The sequence below is a fragment of the Leclercia sp. UBA1284 genome, assembly GCF_002308415.1.
In the GTDB taxonomy this organism is placed as follows: Bacteria; Pseudomonadota; Gammaproteobacteria; order Enterobacterales; family Enterobacteriaceae; genus Enterobacter; species Enterobacter pneumoniae.
This window is the reverse complement of the sequence record NZ_DBUS01000006.1, coordinates 1,352,350-1,373,173: the sequence shown is the minus strand read 5'-3', so window position 1 is coordinate 1,373,173 and position 20,824 is coordinate 1,352,350. Positions and strand designations below refer to the sequence as shown.

Below are 20,824 nucleotides of genomic sequence, written 5' to 3'. Positions count from 1 at the left end.
GCCCCGTGGTTACACTGCTCATAACGTAATTAATGGCATGTTTATGATTTGATGTGCTTTTGACGGCGGCCATACACCAGCCAGGTGATGAATACACAGACGATGTAAAAGACGAGGAACACTTTCATCGCGCCTACCGGGGACCCGGTCATTGCCAGCGAGGTGCCGAAGGCCTTCGGAATGAAGAACCCGCCGACTGCGCCAATGGCGGAGATAAAGCCGAGCGCGGCAGCGGTGTCAGTCACGGCCTCTTGTTGCGCCTGCTGTTCACTACCGCCGCGCAATTTCACTTTATAAATCGTAATTTGCCGAAAGATGACGGCGATCATCTGGAAGGTCGATCCGCTGCCCAGCCCGGCGGTGAGGAACAGCCCCATAAAGACGATGTAGAAGGCGGTAAAGTTGCCGGAGCCTGAGCCCGGCAGGGTGAAGAACAGCAGGGCGGTGAAGATCGCCATAAGAACAAAGTTCACCAGCGTCACGCGCACGCCGCCCAGTTTGTCAGAGACCACGCCGCCGGCCGATCGCGCCAGCGCCCCAATCAGCGGCCCGAAGAAGGCGAGGTGCAGAATATTCACATCCGGGAACTGCGTTTTTGAGAGCATCGCAAAACCGGCGGAAAAGCCGATAAACGAGCCGAAGGTTGCAAGATAGAGCAGGCTCAACAGCCAGAGGTGCGGCTGTTTCAGTACCGGTAACTGACTGGCAATCGAGGCCTTAGAACTGGCGATATCGTTCATGCCAAAAAAGGCGGCAAGGGTTGCCAGCACCAGCAGCGGTACCCATATCCAGGCCGCGTTGGCCAGCGACAGGAGAGAGCCATCCTCCTGCGGCACGCCGTGCACGCCGAGGAAGGTAAACATCGGCAGGAATATCACGACCGGAGCGACCATTTGCATGACGCTCACGCCCAGATTACCCAGCCCGCCGTTGATACCCAGCGCGCTGCCCTGTTTCGCTTTCGGGAAGAAGAAGCTGATGTTGCCCATGCTGGAGGCAAAGTTAGCCCCGGCGAAACCACACAGCAGCGCGATAATAATAAATACCCAGTACGGAGTAGCGTTATTCTGTACGGCAATGCCCAGCCAGACGCAGGGAACAATCAGTATTACGGTACTTAATACCGTCCAGTAGCGACCACCAAAAATAGGCACCATAAAGGAGTAGGGGACGCGTAATATTGCGCCTGAAAGAGAAGGGAGGGCCGTTAACATAAAGAGTTGATCGGTGGTGAAATTAAAACCCACCTTATTCAGGTTTACGCTCACCGCGCTAAATAACATCCAGACGCAGAAGGCTAAAAGTAAACAACTGACGGAGATCCATAAATTACGACGGGCGATATGTTTGCCTTTATTTTCCCAGAAGGCGGGGTTTTCGGGTTTCCAGTTGTTTAATAGATAATGATTATTTTTCTCATTAAGTTGTGACATATCGCCCTCTTAAATGTCCATAAACAGCAGAAAAAGCACCGGGAATCAGGCAGTTGCCTGCAGGTTTGTTCTATTGAATTATCAGGAAATTTTGGGATATGTCTGAAAGGATAGATAAGAATGGGAATCCATGAGCTGTGAAGGGTTAAGAAGCGCCTGCTTAAGTGTTACTAATTGTAAAATTATAATTTTGTAACGCGGATTAATATAATTCCAGAGTAATGACTTTATGAAGATGCTTATTAAATGCAGCTTCATCCATACCGGCAATATTTAACATATATATTCCGTCTAAACCGCAAACCAGGCTTATCAATCGCCAGGCTATATTCTCTGGCGTGTCATGAAGATTAAAGACTTTTTCATCTGCACCCGCAGCAATAATGGCTACCGTCTCCTTGTGCCACATCTCCATCGTCAGGACATAAGCACCTTTAATCTCTTCATCGCGGGCAGCAAGGATTTGCGCTTCGCGCCATAAACGGATGTAGGGTTCAAAGTGGCGGTCGTCGCTACCCAGCATGGCGTGAAGCTTGTCGTGCCAACTGGCATCGGCGGGCACCACCTCTGCATCCAGCAGGTCGCGGATAAGATGAATAAAAGCCTGTGATTTTAACTCACCAATGCTGGCGAAATGGTGATGGACCTGGCCTGCGGCGACGTCGGCCTCGGCCGCGATACGTCGAACCGTCATGCTGGTTAATCCCTCACTTAATGCCACATGCATGGCGGCATGCAGGATCGCTTCCCGACGTTCATCCTTGTTTAAATAGGCCATTCTGTTCACCCTCAATCGCGACGCAACGAGTGTAACAAAAAGCTGGACAGTTGTTCAGCTTTCCGTAGGATCGCATTTCTGGACATGTGTCCAGGTTTGTAATGAAAAGGACATTTATGTTTCGTCAGTGGTTAGCGTTAGTGATAATCGTGCTGGTTTATATCCCTGTGGCCATTGATGCCACGGTACTGCACGTGGCGGCGCCGACATTAAGCATGACGCTGGGCGCCAGCGGCAACGAACTGCTGTGGATCATCGATATTTATTCGTTGGTCATGGCAGGTATGGTGCTGCCAATGGGGGCCCTGGGCGATCGTATCGGATTTAAACGCCTGTTAATGCTGGGCAGCGTGCTCTTTGGTCTCTCTTCCCTGTGGGCGGCAGCGTCCAGCTCTGCCGGCTGGCTGATTGCAGCGCGTGCCAGCCTGGCGATAGGGGCGGCGATGATTATTCCGGCTACCCTCGCCGGGATCCGCACGCTCTTTACCGAGGCGCGTCAACGCAACATTGCCCTCGGCGTCTGGGCCGCGGTAGGGTCAGGCGGCGCAGCCTTCGGGCCGCTGATTGGTGGGGCATTGCTGGAACACTTTTACTGGGGATCGGTCTTTCTCATTAACGTTCCTATCGTGGCGATTGTGGTGGTCCTGACGGCGCGTCTGGTGCCGCCGCAGCAGGGGCGCCCGGAGCAGCCGCTCAATATCAACCACGCCATTATGTTGATAGTGGCAATCCTGTTGCTGGTGTTCAGTGCCAAAACCGCGCTGAAAGGGGCGCTCTCGCCCTGGATGGTCGCCACTACGCTGTTTATCGGGGCGATGCTGCTGTTTATATTTGTCCGCATCCAGCTGCGCGCCGCGATCCCCATGATCGATATGCGTCTTTTCGGCCACCGCATCATCCTGAGCGGGGTGGTGATGGCCATGACGGCGATGATTGCGCTGGTGGGATTTGAGCTATTGATGGCGCAGGAACTTCAGTTCGTGCATGGTTTTACTCCCTTCGACGCGGGCATGTTTATGCTGCCGGTGATGGTGGCCAGCGGATTTAGTGGGCCGATTGCGGGTGTGCTGGTGAGTAAGCTGGGGCTACGCATCGTTGCGGCCGGGGGAATGGGACTGAGCGCGCTGAGCTTTATCGGCCTGTCGATGCTCGATTTCAGTACTCAGCAGTGGCTGGCCTGGGGCTTAATGGTATTGCTCGGGTTCAGCGCGGCCAGTGCCTTGCTGGCATCGACCTCGGCCATTATGGCCGCCGCGCCGAAGGAGAAGGCTGCGGCCGCAGGCGCCATCGAGACCATGTCCTACGAACTGGGTGCCGGTCTGGGCATTGCTCTGTTTGGCTTGCTGCTTACCCGCAGCTTCTCCGCCGCGATTGCCTTACCGCAGGGGCTGGAGAGCAGGGTGGCAGAACAGGCCTCCTCGTCGATTGGCGAGGCGGTAAAAGTGGCGCAGGAACTGCCACCGGCCCTGGCGGAGTCGGTCATCCAGGCGGCGAAAACGGCGTTTATCAGCTCCCATAGCGTGGCGCTGGGGAGTGCCGGCGGAATGTTGCTGTTACTTGCCATCGGCATCTGGTTTAGCCTGGCAGAGGTACCGCGTTCGGCTTAATTCATTAGTTACAACATACTATTAGTTTTTATTTCAACAAGGTTCCCCGGCCTGTGGCCGGGGAAAGTGCAAAACTAACACTCCTGCGCCGCACTCAACAGGCTATGCAGCAACACATTTGCCCCTTTCTCAGACCACGCCGGTAAGATCCGCTCCTCCTCGTTATGACTGATGCCCCTAACGCAGGGGATAAAGATCATACTCGCCGGGGCGATTTTGCTGATGTAACAGGTATCGTGGCCGGCACCGGAAACCATCGGTTTTGCCGTATACCCCAGCGCTGTGACCGCTGCTTCACTGCGTGCCAGACAGTCGGCGTCAAAGGTAATAGGGGCGTAGTCAAAAATGCGTTCTACATCAGCCCGCACGCCGCGGGCCGCCAGCTCCTCAGCGGCCTGACGCAGCGACGCTTCCATTGCCGCCAGTGCTTCACTGTCGGGATGACGAAACTCCACGCTGCACACTACGCGGGAAGGGACCACGTTTCGGGAGTTAGGGATGACCTGCGCCATGCCGATAGTCGCTCGTCCATCCGGCGCATGCTGATAGCCAATCGCCTCCACCTGCAGCGCCAGCTCCGCAAACGCGGTGAGGGCATCCCGACGGCTGTGCATCGGTGTCGTACCCGCATGTGCGGCAAAACCTTCGAGGGCGATCGTAAACCAGCGCTGACCCATCGCCGCGCGAACCAGCCCGATATCTATGCCTTCATCTTCCAGGATCGGTCCCTGCTCAATATGCAGCTCATAGCAGGCGTGAACCGGAAACGCGCGGGCGGGCAGTTCGCCCCGGTAACCGATAGCTTCCAGCGCCTCGCGGACGGTGATTTTTGCGCTGTCGCTCCGCGCGTAAGCGAACTCTTGCGTAAGTTGTCCGGACCAGACGCCAGAGGCCAGCATTGCCGGGGCAAAGCGGGCGCCTTCTTCATTGGTCCAGTTCACCAGTACGATATCGCGTTCCGTTTCCGTCTGGTTGTCATTCAACGTACGTAGCACCTCCAGCCCGGCGAGAACGCCGTAAATGCCGTCGTAATTGCCTCCCAGCGGCTGTGAATCCACGTGCGAACCGGTCATCACCGGCGGGAGCGCGCGGTTTTTGCCCGCGCGGCGGATGAACATGTTGCCCATGCTATCCACATCGCAGCTGAATCCGGCCTCCAGAGCCCAGTCGCGCAGAAGGGTGCGCGCCATGCGATCCTCATCGCTCAGGGCCAGACGGGTAACGCCGCCGGCAGGGGTTCCACCGATGTGTGCCATCGTTTCAAGCGTGGACCAGAGTCGCGCCGCATCGATGCGTATCATGCGTTGTCCTTTTTCTGGCTACGGTAACGGAAATCACAGCATTTGCCGCCCTGCATGATGGTGGTAGTACGGGTCAGCTTCACGTCAGGTGCATAGCCGACGATAAATTTCTCATCGCGGGCGCACGAAAGCAGATGACCAATCTCCCCCAGCCCCATCTCGTGATACATCTCAGCGTAGCGGCAGCGGGTGACGTCGTAGTTGTACTGCTGGTCATCGGCGTCGATGACTTTTACCTCCAGCGCATTATCTTTTTCCCAAAGATACTGCAGGGCGATAAAGCTCTTAACATCCGCACCGTTCGGCTCTTTACTGGCAAACGACTTTCCCGCATCGATCGCGGCCTGCTCAATGGCCTCGCCGATCACCGCCTGCGCGCGCGTTTTGCCTATCTCACGCACCAGGATTTCGTAAATAGGTTTAATAATTTCTGCTTCAATTTTGCGGCGGGCGAGAATACCCAGCTCATTATTATTGCTCATCACATTGCCTCACTACGTTACTTCGTTTTTGCGCCACCCAGCACGGTTTGCGGTTGCCATTTCCCGTCCACCACTTTGTAAACGGTAAATGACGGCGCCTTCAGATTGCCCTGACCGTCAAAGGCGATCTGACCGGTGACGCCAGAATAGTTAATCGCGCGCAGGGCAGGCAGATAGTCAGCAGGATCGACAGAGTCGGCTTTTTCCATGGCAGCAACCAGCACGCGGGTAGCGTCATAGGCGAACGGGGCGTGGAGTTCGATATGGGTGTGATAGCGAGACTGATACGCCTGTTCAAAGGCTTTACCGCCAGGCATCTGATCAACAGGCAGGCCTGGCTCCAGGGCAACAACGCCGTCACCCTCTTTTTGCGCCAGCTGCAGGAAGGTCTGGCTAACAAAACCGCCTGCGCCCATCAGCGTCGCTTTCATCCCGAGTTGTTTGATACGGCGCGCCAGCGGCGCGGCCTGGCTATCGACGCCGCCAAAGAAGATCAGATCGGCGTTTTTACTGCGAATGGCGGTCAGCACGGCGCTGAAATCGACGGTTTTATCATCCACATACTGGCGATCGACAATTTTTACCCCCTGCGCCTCGAGCGATTTGATGAACTCATCGGCCAGCCCCTGGCCAAAGGCGGTACGGTCATCGATCACGGCAATGCGTTTTGCTTTCAGAGTATTTACCGCGTACTCACCGGCAAACTGGCCGCCGTCATCGTCGTGACCCATCACGCGGAAGCTGGTATCAAACCCCTGTTTGGTATAGGCGTGTCCGGTGGCAACCGGTGCGACCTGGGCGATGCCCGCATCGTGGTAGACCCGCGCCGCCGGGATGCTGGTACCGGTATTCCAGTGACCGACAACCCCGGCCACATCACTATCGACCAGACGCTGAGCGACGGCTACCGCGGTACGTGGGTCAGATTGATCGTCCTCAGACTGCAGTTTGAACGTGACTGCTTTGCCGCCGATGGTGGGGTGCTGCTTATTGATGTCGTCAATGGCCAGCTGCGCCCCGTTTTCCAAATCTTTACCGATACGGGCAGAAGGGCCGGTTAACGGGCCAGCCAGTCCGATAACCACGGTCTCGCTGTCGGCAGCCCAGCTGGTAGCGGTGCCAAATCCGCCGAGCAACAGTGCTGCGCTCAGTGCGCTAATTTTGATTGTTTTCATTATGTTTTCCCTGATGTTGGTGTATTAAACGGGCATTTCGCCCAAATAAATCTGTGCAATATGATCGTCGTCGAGCATCGCTTTTGACTCGCCGTGATGCACGATGCTGCCGCTGTCCATCACCCAGACGCGATCGGTAACCTCCAGCGCCAGACGGGCATTTTGTTCAATCAGCAGTAACGCCACGCCGCGCTCCCGCAGTCCGGCGATCACCGCAAAAATGTTCTCAACCATCCGTGGAGCCAGCCCCATTGAAGGTTCATCCAGAATGAGCAGGCGCGGGCGGCTGAGCAGGGCGCGATTTAGCGCCAGCAGCTGTTGTTCACCGCCAGAGAGCAAACCGGCGAGTTGATGCTGGCGCTCGCCAAGGCGTGGGAAGCGGTCAAAAATTTCTGCCATCTCCTGCCTGACCGTGACAGTGTCACGGCGAAGCCACGCCCCCATCTGCAAATTTTCCAGCACCGTCATACGGGCAAAGATCCCGCGTCCTTCCGGCACCATCACCAGTCCATCGCGCAGCAGCGCTTCGGCTTTATGTTTGCGTACCGATTTACCGTTAAAAGCAATATGGCCGCTAAAGTTCTCCAGCCCGGTAATGGCCCGCACCGTGGAGCTTTTACCGGCGCCGTTAGCGCCAATTAGCGTGGCCTGTTCACCTTCGTGGAGGGTGAAAGAGAGATCGCGCACGGCCTGAATACCGCCGTAATGCACATCCAGATGTTCAACTTTTAATAACTCAGACATGGGCACTGCCTCCAAGCCAGGCGGCGATGACCGCCGGGTCGCGACGGACGATATCCGGCGTGCCGCTTGCCAGGGTTTTACCGTAATCCAGTACCGTGAGACGATCGCAAATCCCCATCACCAGCTTTACGTCGTGCTCAATCATCAACAGAGTTTTGCCATCGTCGCGAATACGAGTCAGAAGCTCACCTAACGCCATTTTTTCGACGGCATTCATCCCGGCGGCCGGTTCGTCAAGCGCCAGCAGCAGCGGGTCGGTTGCCAGCGCACGGGCAATCTCAAGTCGCCGTTGATGGCCATAGGCGAGGTCACAGGCGCGATAATGGGCATATTTGGCGATACCGGTGTACTCCAGCCAGTGCCATGCCTGCTCACGGGTTTGCGCCTCTTCTTCCCGGGCGCGTTTATGGCGGCTCAGCGCGGCCCACAGCCCATTTCGGGTGCGGACATGGCGGCCTACCATCACGTTTTCCAGTACCGACATCTCGTTAAACAGCCGCACGTTCTGGAAGGTGCGGGCGATGCCGACGGCGGTCACTTTCTCAATCTGCTTCGGGTAATAGGGTTTATCGGCAATAGAAAATTCACCGCTGTCCGCCGGGTAAAGGCCGGTGATGAGGTTAAAACAGGTCGTTTTGCCCGCGCCGTTAGGGCCAATCAGCCCGTAAATCTCACCGCGATTAATCGATAGCGAAACATTATCGACCGCCGTCAGGCCGCCAAAACGTTTTGACATATTGCGCACCGTTAACAGGCTCATGCTTTAACCTCCTTGTGGCGCATCGGCCAGATGCCGGAAGGGCGCACCAGCATCACGCCGACCAGGGCCAGGCCGTAGAAGAGCTGGCGTAATATTTCCGGGTCAACCAGCACGGAACCAAACAATGCCTGTTGCAGCGGGGCCGCCTGGCTGCGCAGCACTTCCGGCAGGGCGGTCAGCAGCACGGCCCCGAGGATCACGCCGGGGATATGACCCATCCCGCCCAGCACGACCATCGCCAGTACGGCAATGGATTCCTGCAGGGTGAAGGACTCTGGGGACACAAAGCCCTGGAACGCGCCGAACAGCGCGCCCGCCACGCCACCAAACGAGGCGCCCATGGCAAAAGCCAGCAGCTTATAGTTGCGCACGTTAATTCCCATTGCCCGGGCCACGTCTTCATCTTCACGGATGGCGTGCCAGGCCCGGCCGATGCGCGAGTGTTGCAGGCGCAGGCAGACAAATATAATGCCGACGATGACGACCATCAGCAGGTAATACCAGAGCCACAGCGCGGGAACCTTCATGCCAAACCAGTGATAAACCCCGCTAAACTTCAGGCCAAACAGGTTCAGGGTATCAACGCCGGTAATGCCTTTTGCGCCGTTGGTGATGTCGACCGGACGGTCGAGGTTACGCATCAGAATGCGAATGATCTCGCCAAAACCGAGGGTGACAATCGCGAGGTAGTCTCCTCGTAGCTTTAAGGTCGGCGCCCCCAGCAGGATCCCGCATACCGCCGCCACCAGCGCGGCAACAGGGATAATCAGCAAGTAAGAGGTGTGCAGCCCGTTCGGGAACCAGACGGCAAGGATCGGGAAGACCTCCAGCAGATGCGGAGAGGCCAGCAGCGCGGCCAGGTAGGCGCCCACCGCGTAAAAGGCGATGAATCCCATATCCAGCAGGCCGGTATAGCCCACAACAATATTGAGCCCGAGCGCCAGCATGATATAGAGCAGCGCGAAGTCGATCACGCGCACCCAGTAGTTGCCGCCGAGCTGGGAGGCCACCACGGGGGCCACCAGCAGGGCAATGATAAACAGCGTCATGCCGGACCAGAATCGGCGGGTAGAGGCGGGTGCCTGTATTTGTATGGTTGTCATAAATTCCTCTACGCCCTGTGCGCTACGCGCTCGCCCAGCAGACCTGCCGGACGGAAGACCAGCACCAGAATCAGCACAATAAAGGCAAACACATCCTGGTAATTACTGCCGAACACGCCATGGGTCAGATCGCCAAGGTAGCCCGCGCCGAGCGATTCGATAAGGCCGAGCAGGATCCCGCCCACCATCGCGCCGCGAATGTTACCGATGCCGCCTAATACCGCAGCGGTAAAGGCTTTTATCCCCGGCAAAAAGCCCATCGAGAAGCTGGCATTACCAAAATTGCTGGCCATCATCACCCCGGCCAGCGCGGCGAAGATGCCGCCAATGGCAAAGGTGAGGGTGATAATGGCGTTAGGGTTAACGCCCATTAAGGTGGCGACACGCGGGTTTTCCGCCACTGCGCGCATCCCACGCCCGAGGCGGGTGTATTCCACCAGCAACCAGAGGCCGATCATCACCACCAGCGCCAGCGCAACCGTTACCATGCCGGTAACGGTGATAATTGCGGGAGGATGGGCGTCGCTACCGGCGGTAACGGCGATCGGATCCATGGGCAGGATCTGCGGGAACATCAGCGGATTGCGCGTCCAGACGATCATCGCCACCGTCTGCAGCAGTACGGAGACGCCGATACCGGAGATGAGCGGCGCAAGGCGCGGGGCATTACGCAGGCGGCGGTAGGCGAAACGTTCTACCGCCATCGCCAGCAGGGCACACACCGCCATTGCGATGATCAACGCAAAACCGAGCTGTAACAGCAGCGGCATTTCAGGGAAATGGTTATTCAGGGCGTTAATGGCAGAAAGCGTTGTGAGCGCGCCAACCATCAGAATATCGCCGTGGGCAAAGTTAATAATGCGCAAAATGCCATACACCATGGTATAGCCCAGCGCGATCAGGGCGTAGATGCTGCCAAGCATTACCCCATTGATTAGTTGTTGTATGAGAGTGTCCAACGTTCCTACCCGACAAATTGCTCTTTCAGCGGGTAACATCTGATAAATGAATTAAATTGTAAAATACGCATATATTATTTCTTATGATATTTAATGATTGATTTATCTGCATGATTTTAAACACAATAGTGCAATGGACCCTCAGGGCGATTTCTTCATTAAAATCAATATATGAATAAAACAGAACAATCAGTGATGCTGGCCGCTTACGCAGAGAGCCGTCTGGCCAACGATCCCCCTTTACGGGCGGTACGCGCTTTTGAGGCCATCGCCCGACTCGGCAGCGTCACGCTCGCGGCACAGGAGCTGGCAATCTCTCCTTCAGCGGTCAGTCATCAGCTGCGGGTGCTGGAGGGATATTTGCAAATGCCGCTGACTGAACGGCAGGGGCGCAAGCTGGTACTCAGTCAAAATGGTCGCGACTATTACCGCTCGATACGGGCGGCCTTCAATGTGCTGCGCCAGGCCACCGAGCACCTGGTGGAGCAGGCGCAGACCCGGCAGGTCACGATCAGCCTGATCCCGCTGTTTGGTATGGGGTGGTTTATTCCGCGCTTACCGACCTTTATGCGTGCCAATCCCCAGACCGAGATCAACGTGGTCTATGCCAACCACCGTAACTACCTTAGCGACGCGTCGGATATGTCTATCCGCTTTGGTAACGGTCAGTGGACGGGCTATCAGAGTGAAAAGCTGATCTCGGGCCAGATGGTGCCGGTTTGTAGCAGGGCGTTCTTGCGGCTCCATGGCCATATCGATACCCCGGAACAGCTGCTGCAAATGCCGCTTCTGCATGACGAAGAGCGTGCAACCTGGCAGATGTGGTTCACCCAGCAGGGGGTAAAACGTCCGGCGCGCCGCAGCGGGCCGATGTTTGAAGATGGCTTATTGACGCTGGCGGGGGTGCAGGCGGGGTTAGGGTGCGCCCTCATGCGCGAGCCGCTGATTGCACCCTATCTGGAGAGCGGTGAACTGGTGAAAATTTTTGATGCCCCTATCGATGACGGCCGCGATTATTACCTTTGTGTGCGCCAGGATTCTGATATGACCCAGGATGGCAAACTGCTGCAATCGTGGCTGCGCCGAGCGGCGGGGGGCGGTGACGTTACGGCGTAAGCGAACAGTAATTATCCAGCGCTTCGATCTCGGTGCCGCTGAAGCGCGCATATTGCCCGGTCAAACGCCAGAAGGCCGGCTGCGTTTCGGTGTAAATTTCGGCGGCCAAGACCAGGCGGCAGCGTTCATCTTTGCTCAGTTCCAGCAGCGTCCAGGGAACAAAATAGCGTCCGACGCTGGTGAGTGTGGACCAGAGCGGACAGCCGCAGCCGGGGCAGAACCGACGCTCCCCGCGTTCGGAGGAGTGAAAATGCGAGGGGGCGATAGAACCCTGTTCTACCTGCGGCTCGCCCTCAGTTTCAAGGTACATTGCCACCCCGCCAGACCATTTCTGACAGAGGGTGCAGTGGCACGCATAGACCTCGAAGTTCTTGATCGTAACGCTGAAGTGGCTCATCCCGCATAAACAGCGCCCGGTAAAACGTTGCATGGCATATTCCTTTATTACGCCCAATAAAAAGGCCAGCTCGGAGGCTGGCCTTAGACATGATATGTCGATTAGAACTGGTAGGTCAGACCCAGTGCAACGATGTTGTCGGTTGCAATACCGGCAGTATCGGTGAAGGTGCTGTCGTCCAGCAGGTTGATTTTGTAATCAACGTAGGTAGACATGTTTTTGTTGAAGTAGTAGGTTGCGCCCACTTCAATGTACTCAACCAGATCCTGGTCGCCGTAAGAACCGATGTCTTTACCTTTGGACTTCAGGTAAGAAACGGACGGACGCAGACCGAAGTCGAACTGGTACTGAGCAACCGCTTCAAAGTTCTGGGTTTTGTTCGCAATATAACCGTCACCGAAGCTGGTCATGTTGCGAGTTTCAGAATAGGTGGTTGCCAGGTACAGGTTGTTTGCGTCATATTTCAGACCCGCTGCCCATACGTCTGCGTCATCGCCGCCAGCGTTCAGTTCGTTAACTGCTGCACGAACCTGATCGTCGGTACGGTCAGATTTCGCGTAGGTTGCACCTACACCGAAACCGTCCATTTCATAGGTAGAGGAGAGACCCCAGCCATCGCCATTGGATTCGGCGATATCATCACGGTCGTTTTTACCCTGATACTGAACCGCGAAGTTCCAGCCTTCCACCAGACCGAAGAAGTCGGTGTTACGGTAGGTCGCTACGCCAGTAGTACGGCCAGTCATAAAGCCATCAGTCTGGGTCCAGGTATCGCCGCCGTATTCCGGCAGAACGTCGGTCCATGCGCCGATGTCATATGCAACACCGTAGTTACGGCCGTAGTCGAAGGAGCCGAACTCGTTGAATTTCAGACCAGCAAAGGCCAGACGGGTTTTATTACCGTCAGAACCCTGAGATTCAGCATTGTCACCGCGGAATTCATATTCCCACTGACCAAAACCGGTCAGCTGATCGTTGATCTGAGTTTCACCTTTGAAGCCCAGACGAACATAAGTTTTGTCGCCGTCGTTATCGGTGTCGTCAGAGAAATAGTGCAGACCTGTCACTTTACCGTACAGATCCAGTTTGTTGCCGTCTTTGTTATAAACTTCGGCTGCGTTTACTGCGCCAGCCGCCAACAGGGTAGTCACTGCCACTGCAACTAATTTAAGTTTCATTGCTTGTAATCCTTATAATTTTCTTTTAAGCACACCCTCAACCCTTGATGAACGAGGCCGCTCGTCAATGGCACGCTATTTTTAAGATTCTTGCTGCATCGTTTCAATAATAAGTTTCAAATTATTAATCTTAATTTCAATTAGTGTGATCGCGATCGGTAAAATGAGCGCATATATTGCAAAATTAGCTTAGAAAATGTTCTGAAATTTATTTAGTGCCGTAATTTATTATTAATCTATTTATAGTTTTGGAGAGGTTTTGTTTCGAAGCGTAATTAGCAGGGCGGATGTGCGAAATTTGATCGGCTTAAGACATTTAATTAGTCGAAAACAGAGGGTTACCCAGCGGCAAGGCTATATTTTGTACATTTATCTTTGAAATATTCAGAAACATACTATTGCACTTCGTGCTATATCTCACGTGAGTATTAGGAGTCAATTAATTACATCTGTTGTCAATAAATGTAAGTGCAATGAAATATTTATTTACGACGGAAACAAATATAAACAAACACACAACGTAGCGGCTAGTGTTTACCTAAATATTCTGAGGAGAGATCACATTTTAATTAACAACTGAGGCCCCCCTCCCCGCGGGAGGGAGCCAAACCGTTAATTGCGCGTGGCATACCAGCAGAGCAGCGACCCGGCGCAGACCAGTAATGCACCCTGCCAGAAGGTGAAAGAGAGAGGCGCGCTCAGTAGCGCGGCGGCAAGGGCGGCAGATAACACCGGTGTGAAATAGGAGACTGTCGCCAGCAGGGAAACATTTCCGTGCAGGATACCAATATTCCAGGACGCATAGCCGACACCCAGAGCCATGCCGCACAGAAGCAATTTGAAAACGATCGGCAGGCTAAAGGTCATCTCCGGCTGGTCGCTCAGCAGATATTTCATCCACAGCGTCAGGGCGGTGAGTAACACAAAGAGCGTAATGCCATTCTGACCCTTAGCATATTTGCGGGTAACGGTGCAGTAGGCCGCCCAGATAAACGCACCGGCAAAGGCCAGGCCATAGCTCAGAGGATTTGAGAGAATATTGCTGACTATTTCATCAACATGCAGACCCTGTTCACCTCCTAATACCCAACTTACGCCGAAGAGTGCGATGAGTAATCCGGGCACTACCCACAGGCTGCTTTTCTGCCCGTTAAAGAGAATAGCAAAAACAATGGTCAGACTTGGCCAGAGATAATTCACCATCCCCACTTCAATCGCCTGATGGCGAGTACTGGCATAACCGAGCGACAGCGCCAGACATATTTCGTAGCTGACGAATAGCAGGCTACCAGCAATCAGGTAGCCTGGCGTAAAACGGCGAAGCGATGGAAACCCAACAATCAGCCAACATAATAGGCCGCTCAGGGTATAAATCATTGCCGCACCACCCACCGGCCCCAGTCCTTCGCTGACGCTCCGAATAAGTCCCACCATGGTGCTCCATAACACAATGGCGAGCAGGCCGATCAGCGTGGCTTTTTTCTTGTCCATATCTCTCCCGGAGGTATTGAAATAAAGGGAAAAGTTTATAGCACCCTTTGAGCCGCTTTCGCGAATGAAACGTAAGCGAGCTAATACCAACGGGTTAAGCAAAACGACTAATCATGACAATTAAGAGGGCGAATTCAGGTGACTTTGATTTGACGCAATAAAAACAGGGGCTTTGCTGATAGTTTGCGGCGCGAAGAGTTATCAGAAAAAGAGGACAGCAATGGACGTCAGCCGCAGACAGTTCTTTAAAATCTGCGCGGGCGGTATGGCCGGGACTACAGCAGCAATGCTGGGATTTGCGCCCAAAATGGCGCTGGCTCAGGCACGCAACTACAAACTGTTGCGCGCTAAAGAGATCCGTAACACCTGCACATACTGCTCCGTTGGATGCGGGCTATTAATGTATAGCCTGGGTGATGGTGCGAAGAACGCCAAAGAGGCGATTTATCATATTGAAGGGGATCCGGATCATCCGGTAAGCCGCGGGGCACTGTGCCCGAAAGGGGCGGGGCTGTTGGATTACGTTCACAGCGGCAACCGTCTACGCTATCCGGAGTACCGCGCGCCAGGTTCCAATAAATGGCAGCGCATCTCCTGGGATGAGGCCTTCTCCCGAATTGCAAAATTAATGAAAGCCGACCGCGATGCCAACTTTATTGAAAAGAACGCACAGGGCGTCACGGTTAACCGCTGGCTTTCCACCGGGATGCTTTGTGCATCCGCGGCAAGTAATGAAACCGGCATGCTGACGCAAAAGTTTGTGCGCTCCCTCGGCATGCTGGCGGTAGATAACCAGGCGCGCGTCTGACACGGACCAACGGTAGCAAGTCTTGCTCCAACATTTGGTCGCGGTGCGATGACCAACCACTGGGTTGATATCAAAAACGCGAATGTCGTGGTGGTGATGGGCGGTAACGCCGCTGAAGCCCATCCGGTGGGGTTCCGCTGGGCGATGGAAGCAAAAAACAACAACGACGCAACGCTTATCGTCGTCGATCCGCGCTTTACGCGTACGGCATCGGTGGCCGATATCTATGCGCCTATTCGCTCAGGTACGGACATTACGTTCCTCTCTGGGGTACTGCTGTATCTGATCGAAAATAACAAAATTAACGCGGAATACGTTAAGCACTACACCAACGCAAACCTGCTGGTGCGGGATGATTTTGCCTTCGAAGACGGGCTGTTCAGCGGCTATGACGCGGAAAAACGCCTGTACGATAAATCCTCCTGGAACTATCAGTTCGATGAAAACGGTTATGCGATGCGCGATGAAACACTAACGCATCCTCGCTGCGTGTGGAATTTGCTCAAACAGCACGTTTCCCGTTATACGCCGGACGTAGTGGAAAACATCTGTGGTACGCCGAAAGCGGACTTCCTGAAAGTGTGTGAAGTGCTGGCCTCAACCAGTGCAGCAGACAGAACCACCACCTTCCTGTACGCGCTGGGCTGGACACAGCATACCGTGGGTGCGCAGAACATCCGCACCATGGCGATGATCCAGCTGCTGCTTGGCAACATGGGGATGGCGGGCGGTGGGGTGAACGCGCTGCGCGGCCACTCCAACATTCAGGGTCTGACCGATCTTGGGCTGCTCTCCACCAGCCTGCCGGGATACCTGACGCTGCCGTCAGAAAAACAGACCGATCTGCAAAGCTATCTGGCAGCAAATACGCCAAAAGCGACGTTACCGGATCAGGTGAACTACTGGAGCAACTATCCGAAGTTCTACGTCAGCCTGATGAAATCTTTCTACGGCGATGCGGCGCAGAAAGAGAACGACTGGGGCTTTGACTGGCTGCCGAAGTGGGATCAGTCCTGGGACGTCATCAAGTATTTCAACCTGATGGATCAGGGCAAGGTGACGGGCTATATCTGCCAGGGCTTTAACCCTGTAGCCTCGTTCCCGGACAAAAACAAAGTGGTTCGCAGCCTGAGCAAGCTGAAGTACATGGTGGTTATCGATCCGCTGGTGACTGAAACCTCGACCTTCTGGCAGAACCACGGGGAGTCTAACGACGTGGATCCGGCCTCGATTCAGACCGAGGTGTTCCGCCTGCCGTCCACCTGCTTCGCGGAAGAGGATGGCTCTATTGCCAACTCTGGCCGCTGGCTGCAGTGGCACTGGAAAGGCCAGGATGCGCCGGGTGAAGCACGTAACGATGGCGAAATTCTGGCAGGCATTTACCACCGTCTGCGCGACATGTATCGCACGGAAGGCGGCAAGGGCGTCGAGCCGCTGCTGAAGATGAGCTGGAGCTATAAGCAGCCGGATCATCCTGAGTCAGAGGAAGTGGCCAAAGAGAACAACGGCGTTGCGCTGGCGGATCTCTATGATGCTAACGGTAACCTGCTGGCGAAGAAAGGCCAGCTGCTGAACAGCTTCGCGCTGCTGCGTGATGACGGCACCACGGCCTCCTCGTGCTGGATTTATACCGGCAGCTGGACCGAGCAGGGTAACCAGATGGCCAACCGCGACAACGCAGACCCATCAGGTCTGGGCAATACGCTGGGCTGGGCATGGGCGTGGCCGCTTAACCGTCGCGTGCTCTACAACCGTGCGTCGGCGGACATCAACGGCAAGCCGTGGGATCCAAAACGGATGCTGATCGCGTGGAACGGATCGAAGTGGGCGGGGAATGATATCCCGGACTTCAACACCGCCGCGCCGGGCAGCAACACCGGTCCGTTTATTATGCAGCCGGAAGGGCTGGGGCGTCTGTTTGCCCTCGACAAACTGGCGGAAGGGCCATTCCCGGAACACTACGAGCCGATGGAAACGCCGCTCGGCACCAACCCGCTGCACCCGAACGTGGTGTCTAGCCCGGTGGTGCGTATCTACGAAGACGACGTGCTGCGTTTAGGTAAGAAGGACAAGTTCCCGTACGTGGGGACCACCTACCGCCTGACAGAGCATTTCCACACTTGGACCAAACACGCGCGACTCAACGCCATCGCGCAGCCGGAACAGTTTGTGGAGATCAGTGAAAATCTGGCGAAAGCGAAGGGGATTGCCAACGGCGACCGCGTGAAGGTGAGCAGCAAGCGCGGCTTTATACGCGCCGTTGCGGTGGTGACCCGTCGTCTGCAGACCCTGAACGTACACGGTCAGCAGGTGGAAACCGTCGGTATTCCGCTGCATTGGGGCTTTGAAGGGGTGGCGCAGAAAGGCTATATCGCCAATACCCTGACGCCTAACGTCGGCGACGCCAACTCGCAAACGCCGGAGTACAAAGCGTTTCTGGTTAACATCGAGAAAGCGTAAGGAGCGATAAGATGGCGATGGAAACACAAGACATTATTAAACGCTCCGCGACCAATGGCATCACTCCCGCGCCCCGCGCGCGGGATTACAAGGCCGAAGTTGCCAAGCTTATCGATGTGTCATCCTGTGTGGGCTGCAAAGCCTGCCAGGTGGCGTGTTCAGAGTGGAATGATATCCGTGACGAAGTGGGCCATTGCGTCGGGGTCTACGATAACCCGGCGGATTTGAGCGCCAAATCCTGGACGGTGATGCGCTTTAGCGAAACCGACCAGAACGGCAAGCTGGAGTGGTTGATCCGCAAAGATGGCTGTATGCACTGCGAAGATCCGGGCTGCCTCAAGGCTTGCCCGTCTGCCGGCGCGATTATTCAGTACGCCAACGGCATCGTGGATTTTCAGCAGGACAACTGTATCGGCTGCGGCTACTGCATTGCGGGCTGTCCGTTTAACGTCCCACGTCTTAATAAAGAGGATAACCGGGTCTATAAATGCACCCTGTGTGTGGATCGCGTCAGCGTTGGGCAAGAGCCGGCCTGCGTGAAGACCTGTCCGACGGGCGCCATTCACTTCGGGACCAAAAAAGAGATGCTGGAAGTGGCGCAGCAGCGCGTCGACAAGTTAAAAGCGCGCGGCTACGCCAACGCGGGGATCTACAATCCACAGGGAGTCGGGGGGACACACGTGATGTATGTGTTGCACCACAACGACCAGCCGGAGCTGTACCACAATCTGCCGAAAGACCCGGCGATCGATACTTCGATCAACCTGTGGAAAGGGGCGTTGAAACCCCTCTCTGCGGCGGGCTTTATCGCCACCTTTGCGGGGCTGATTTATCACTATATTGGCATTGGTCCGAACAAAGAGGTGGATGACGACGAGGAGGAGCATCATGAGTAAGTCAAAGATGATTGTGCGCACGAAATTTATCGACCGCGCCTGTCACTGGACGGTGGTGATCTGCTTCTTCCTGGTGGCGGTATCGGGAATTTCGTTCTTCTTCCCGACGCTACAGTGGCTGACCGAAACCTTCGGTACCCCGCAGATGGGGCGCATTCTGCATCCGTTCTTCGGCGTGCTGATCTTCGTGGCGCTGATGTTTATGTTCGTGCGCTTCGTACACCATAACATTCCGGACAAGCAGGATATTCCGTGGGTGAAGGGGATTGTTGAGGTCCTGAAAGGGAACGAACATAAAGTCGCAAAAGTGGGGAAATATAACGCCGGGCAAAAAATGATGTTCTGGACCATCATGAGCATGATTTTTGTGCTGCTGGTGACGGGCGTCATAATCTGGCGTCCTTATTTTGCCCACTTATTCCCGATTCAGCTGGTGCGTTATAGCCTGCTGATCCACGCGACGTCTGCCATTATTTTGATCCATGCCATTCTGATCCATATGTATATGGCTTTCTGGGTTAAAGGGTCGATTAAGGGGATGATTGAAGGGAAGGTGAGCCGCCGCTGGGCGAAGAAACACCATCCGCGCTGGTATCAGGATGTGGAACGTCTGGAAGCGAAGAAAGAGAGTGAAGAGGGGATAAACTAACCCGGCCGTGCGCCGTCGGCAGAGTCCGGCGGCGCTTTGCGGGTCATGTATTGGTGATTAAAGCATCAATGCTTGCGATAACACGACTTCGTGCACTCTGTAAATTACAGACATAGTTTTTCTTATTGAGCTTATTTTTATCTATATGAGTCATACCAGGTGTATTCAGGAACAACTTCTCGAATTCAATGTTAACCAGAGGAGTTGCAGAGTGAATATGGCTATTCAGATGAATACGATAACTTAATGGTATAATAAGCCTCGTTGATAAGTCGTCATACCAATCATGTTGAATGATCATAAAATAGGGTTGATACTCGCAAGTCCTGCCCGATGGGTTGCGGTAAATATCGAACTGATATCCCATCAAATCCCTCCGAAATAGGGATCATCTGACAATAGCCCCGCTTTTGCTGTAAACGCATTCATAGCTTTAATAAATTCTTTGTCGTGCTGGCCCGGCGGTAATTTATCATCTTTGTGCAAGGCGGGAAGCGGCATCGCTGGGCTTAGATGCTGCTGAGTACAGCGATTTTCTTTCTCGTTTGCTTTCATTTTTCACCTCCTGTGTTGGTGCGGTTATTATCAACCGCAGCCGACAAAAGACAATAGCACTTCTCCTGGCAAGAGTGATTCTTTCGAGGCGTCTTCCAGTAATTTTAGAAGCGCTCCGCAATATACCTGAACGGATATTTCGTCGGTTTTATCTTGCCTATTTTTCGCTTCGGTAAATCCATCGGCTTAATATGCAGATCTTTATACGGAATCTGTGACAGCAGATGCGAAATAATATTCAGGCGAACGCGCTTTTTATCTTCTGAACGCGCCACAAACCAGGGCGCCCAGGCGGTGTCAGTGGCTTCAAACATGGCGTCGCGGGCGGCGGTATATTCATCCCACATATTGAAGGATTTAATATCCATCGGGGAGAGCTTCCAGGTCTTGCGCCCGTCGTTAATACGATCGCGAAGCCGGCGCTCTTGCTCTTTCGGTGTAACCTCAAGCCAATACTTCAGCAAGATAATGCCTGCATCCACCATGGCCTTTTCCATTACCGGGGTGCCATCGAGAAATTTTTCGACTTGATCCTCGGTACAGAATCCCATCACTCGCTCTACACCGGCGCGGTTATACCAGCTGCGGTCAAAGATGACGATCTCGCCGGCAGAAGGCAGATGAGGCACATAGCGCTGCATGTAGAGTTGGCTTTTCTCTTTTTCGGTTGGGGCAGGGAGAGCCACCACCCGAAATACCCGCGGGCTGACGCGCTCGGTAATGGCTTTGATGGTACCGCCTTTACCGGCACCATCTCGCCCTTCAAAGACGATGCAGACTTTTAACCCTTTTGCGACCACCCACTGCTGCAATTTAACCAGCTCCACGTGCAGTCGGCGCAGCTCTTTTTCATACGCTTTGTTTTTAAGCGGCGCAGTGGGGGTGGCATCCGCGGCGGCCTTGCTCTTTTTCTTCTCTGCCATGTTGCGATC

General features: G+C 54.7%; 20 protein-coding genes. 5 read left to right on the top strand and 15 right to left on the bottom strand.

Annotated features, from left to right (window positions below):
* Positions 1-41 precede the first annotated feature (41 nt).
* The gene (locus B3511_RS09890) at positions 42-1,433 is read right to left on the bottom strand and encodes a NarK family nitrate/nitrite MFS transporter (RefSeq protein ID WP_040075627.1); all 1,392 of its coding nucleotides are present in this window, start codon (positions 1,431-1,433) and stop codon (positions 42-44) included.
* A 202-nt stretch (positions 1,434-1,635) separates the two neighbouring features.
* Positions 1,636-2,211: a TetR family transcriptional regulator gene (locus tag B3511_RS09885; protein ID WP_286782096.1), complete on the bottom strand. Its 576-nt coding sequence runs from the start codon at positions 2,209-2,211 to the stop codon at positions 1,636-1,638.
* 116 nt (positions 2,212-2,327) lie between these two features.
* Here B3511_RS09885 and B3511_RS09880 point away from each other — a divergent pair, with 116 nt between their 5' ends.
* Entirely contained in the window at positions 2,328-3,818 is a 1,491-nt protein-coding gene (locus tag B3511_RS09880) for an MFS transporter (RefSeq protein WP_286783675.1), read from the top strand.
* A gap of 74 nt (positions 3,819-3,892) precedes the next feature.
* Here B3511_RS09880 and B3511_RS09875 read toward each other — a convergent pair whose 3' ends face one another.
* Genes B3511_RS09875 through B3511_RS09845 form a run of 7 tightly spaced genes read right to left on the bottom strand, consistent with a single transcriptional unit; the run spans position 3,893 to position 10,342 of the window.
* Complete coding sequence (locus B3511_RS09875) at positions 3,893-5,119, bottom strand: Zn-dependent hydrolase (RefSeq protein ID WP_286782094.1); 1,227 nt, start codon at positions 5,117-5,119, stop codon at positions 3,893-3,895.
* Complete coding sequence (locus B3511_RS09870) at positions 5,116-5,601, bottom strand: L-2-amino-thiazoline-4-carboxylic acid hydrolase (RefSeq protein ID WP_040075631.1); 486 nt, start codon at positions 5,599-5,601, stop codon at positions 5,116-5,118. Before B3511_RS09870 ends, B3511_RS09875 begins: the two co-directional genes overlap by 4 nt.
* 17 nt (positions 5,602-5,618) lie before the next feature.
* Positions 5,619-6,776 (bottom strand): branched-chain amino acid ABC transporter substrate-binding protein, encoded by a 1,158-nt coding sequence (locus B3511_RS09865; protein WP_286782091.1) that lies wholly within the window; start codon positions 6,774-6,776, stop codon positions 5,619-5,621.
* Positions 6,777-6,800: 24 nt separating this feature from the next.
* A complete protein-coding gene (locus tag B3511_RS09860; protein ID WP_286782089.1) occupies positions 6,801-7,520 on the bottom strand; it encodes an ABC transporter ATP-binding protein in 720 nt (239 codons plus the stop codon).
* Positions 7,513-8,280, bottom strand: coding sequence for an ABC transporter ATP-binding protein (locus B3511_RS09855; protein WP_040075634.1), 768 nt, complete (start codon positions 8,278-8,280; stop codon positions 7,513-7,515). The genes B3511_RS09860 and B3511_RS09855 overlap by 8 nt, the downstream gene beginning before the upstream one ends.
* Complete coding sequence (locus tag B3511_RS09850; protein WP_286782087.1) at positions 8,277-9,383, bottom strand: branched-chain amino acid ABC transporter permease; 1,107 nt, start codon at positions 9,381-9,383, stop codon at positions 8,277-8,279. The genes B3511_RS09855 and B3511_RS09850 overlap by 4 nt, the downstream gene beginning before the upstream one ends.
* Before the next feature lie 8 nt (positions 9,384-9,391).
* Entirely contained in the window at positions 9,392-10,342 is a 951-nt protein-coding gene (locus B3511_RS09845) for a branched-chain amino acid ABC transporter permease (RefSeq protein ID WP_286782085.1), read from the bottom strand.
* Positions 10,343-10,513: 171 nt separating this feature from the next.
* Here B3511_RS09845 and B3511_RS09840 point away from each other — a divergent pair, with 171 nt between their 5' ends.
* The gene (locus B3511_RS09840) at positions 10,514-11,458 is read left to right on the top strand and encodes a LysR substrate-binding domain-containing protein (protein WP_263616975.1); all 945 of its coding nucleotides are present in this window, start codon (positions 10,514-10,516) and stop codon (positions 11,456-11,458) included.
* On the opposite strand, the gene B3511_RS09835 is transcribed toward B3511_RS09840, so the two are convergent.
* From B3511_RS09835 to yddG, 3 genes are all read right to left on the bottom strand, one after another.
* Entirely contained in the window at positions 11,448-11,888 is a 441-nt protein-coding gene (locus B3511_RS09835; RefSeq protein WP_286782082.1) for a GFA family protein, read from the bottom strand. The two genes, B3511_RS09840 and B3511_RS09835, sit on opposite strands and share 11 nt — an antisense overlap.
* Positions 11,889-11,956: 68 nt before the next feature.
* Entirely contained in the window at positions 11,957-13,033 is a 1,077-nt protein-coding gene (gene ompC, locus B3511_RS09830) for a porin OmpC (protein WP_286782080.1), read from the bottom strand.
* Between the two features lie 612 nt (positions 13,034-13,645).
* Positions 13,646-14,524 carry an aromatic amino acid DMT transporter YddG gene (gene yddG / locus B3511_RS09825; RefSeq protein WP_286782079.1) on the bottom strand — a complete coding sequence of 293 codons (879 nt, stop codon included), beginning with the start codon at positions 14,522-14,524 and terminating at the stop codon, positions 13,646-13,648.
* 220 nt (positions 14,525-14,744) lie between these two features.
* Between yddG and fdnG the strand changes: the two genes are divergently transcribed.
* The 3 genes from fdnG to fdnI are packed head-to-tail and all read left to right on the top strand — an operon-like array spanning position 14,745 to position 19,337.
* The gene (gene fdnG / locus B3511_RS09820) at positions 14,745-17,792 is read left to right on the top strand and encodes a formate dehydrogenase-N subunit alpha (RefSeq protein WP_286782076.1); all 3,048 of its coding nucleotides are present in this window, start codon (positions 14,745-14,747) and stop codon (positions 17,790-17,792) included.
* A gap of 11 nt (positions 17,793-17,803) precedes the next feature.
* Complete coding sequence (fdxH, locus tag B3511_RS09815) at positions 17,804-18,688, top strand: formate dehydrogenase subunit beta (protein ID WP_207293776.1); 885 nt, start codon at positions 17,804-17,806, stop codon at positions 18,686-18,688.
* Positions 18,681-19,337 (top strand): formate dehydrogenase-N subunit gamma, encoded by a 657-nt coding sequence (gene fdnI, locus B3511_RS09810; protein ID WP_286782074.1) that lies wholly within the window; start codon positions 18,681-18,683, stop codon positions 19,335-19,337. Before fdxH ends, fdnI begins: the two co-directional genes overlap by 8 nt.
* A gap of 43 nt (positions 19,338-19,380) precedes the next feature.
* Here the strand turns inward: fdnI and B3511_RS09805 are convergent, their stop codons facing one another.
* From B3511_RS09805 to ppk2, 3 genes are all read right to left on the bottom strand, one after another.
* Entirely contained in the window at positions 19,381-19,704 is a 324-nt protein-coding gene (locus B3511_RS09805; RefSeq protein WP_040075648.1) for a CcdB family protein, read from the bottom strand.
* Complete coding sequence (locus tag B3511_RS09800) at positions 19,704-19,892, bottom strand: hypothetical protein (RefSeq protein ID WP_040075649.1); 189 nt, start codon at positions 19,890-19,892, stop codon at positions 19,704-19,706. The genes B3511_RS09805 and B3511_RS09800 overlap by 1 nt, the downstream gene beginning before the upstream one ends.
* 104 nt (positions 19,893-19,996) lie before the next feature.
* Complete coding sequence (ppk2, locus tag B3511_RS09795; RefSeq protein WP_040075650.1) at positions 19,997-20,815, bottom strand: polyphosphate kinase 2; 819 nt, start codon at positions 20,813-20,815, stop codon at positions 19,997-19,999.
* Positions 20,816-20,824 lie beyond the last annotated feature (9 nt).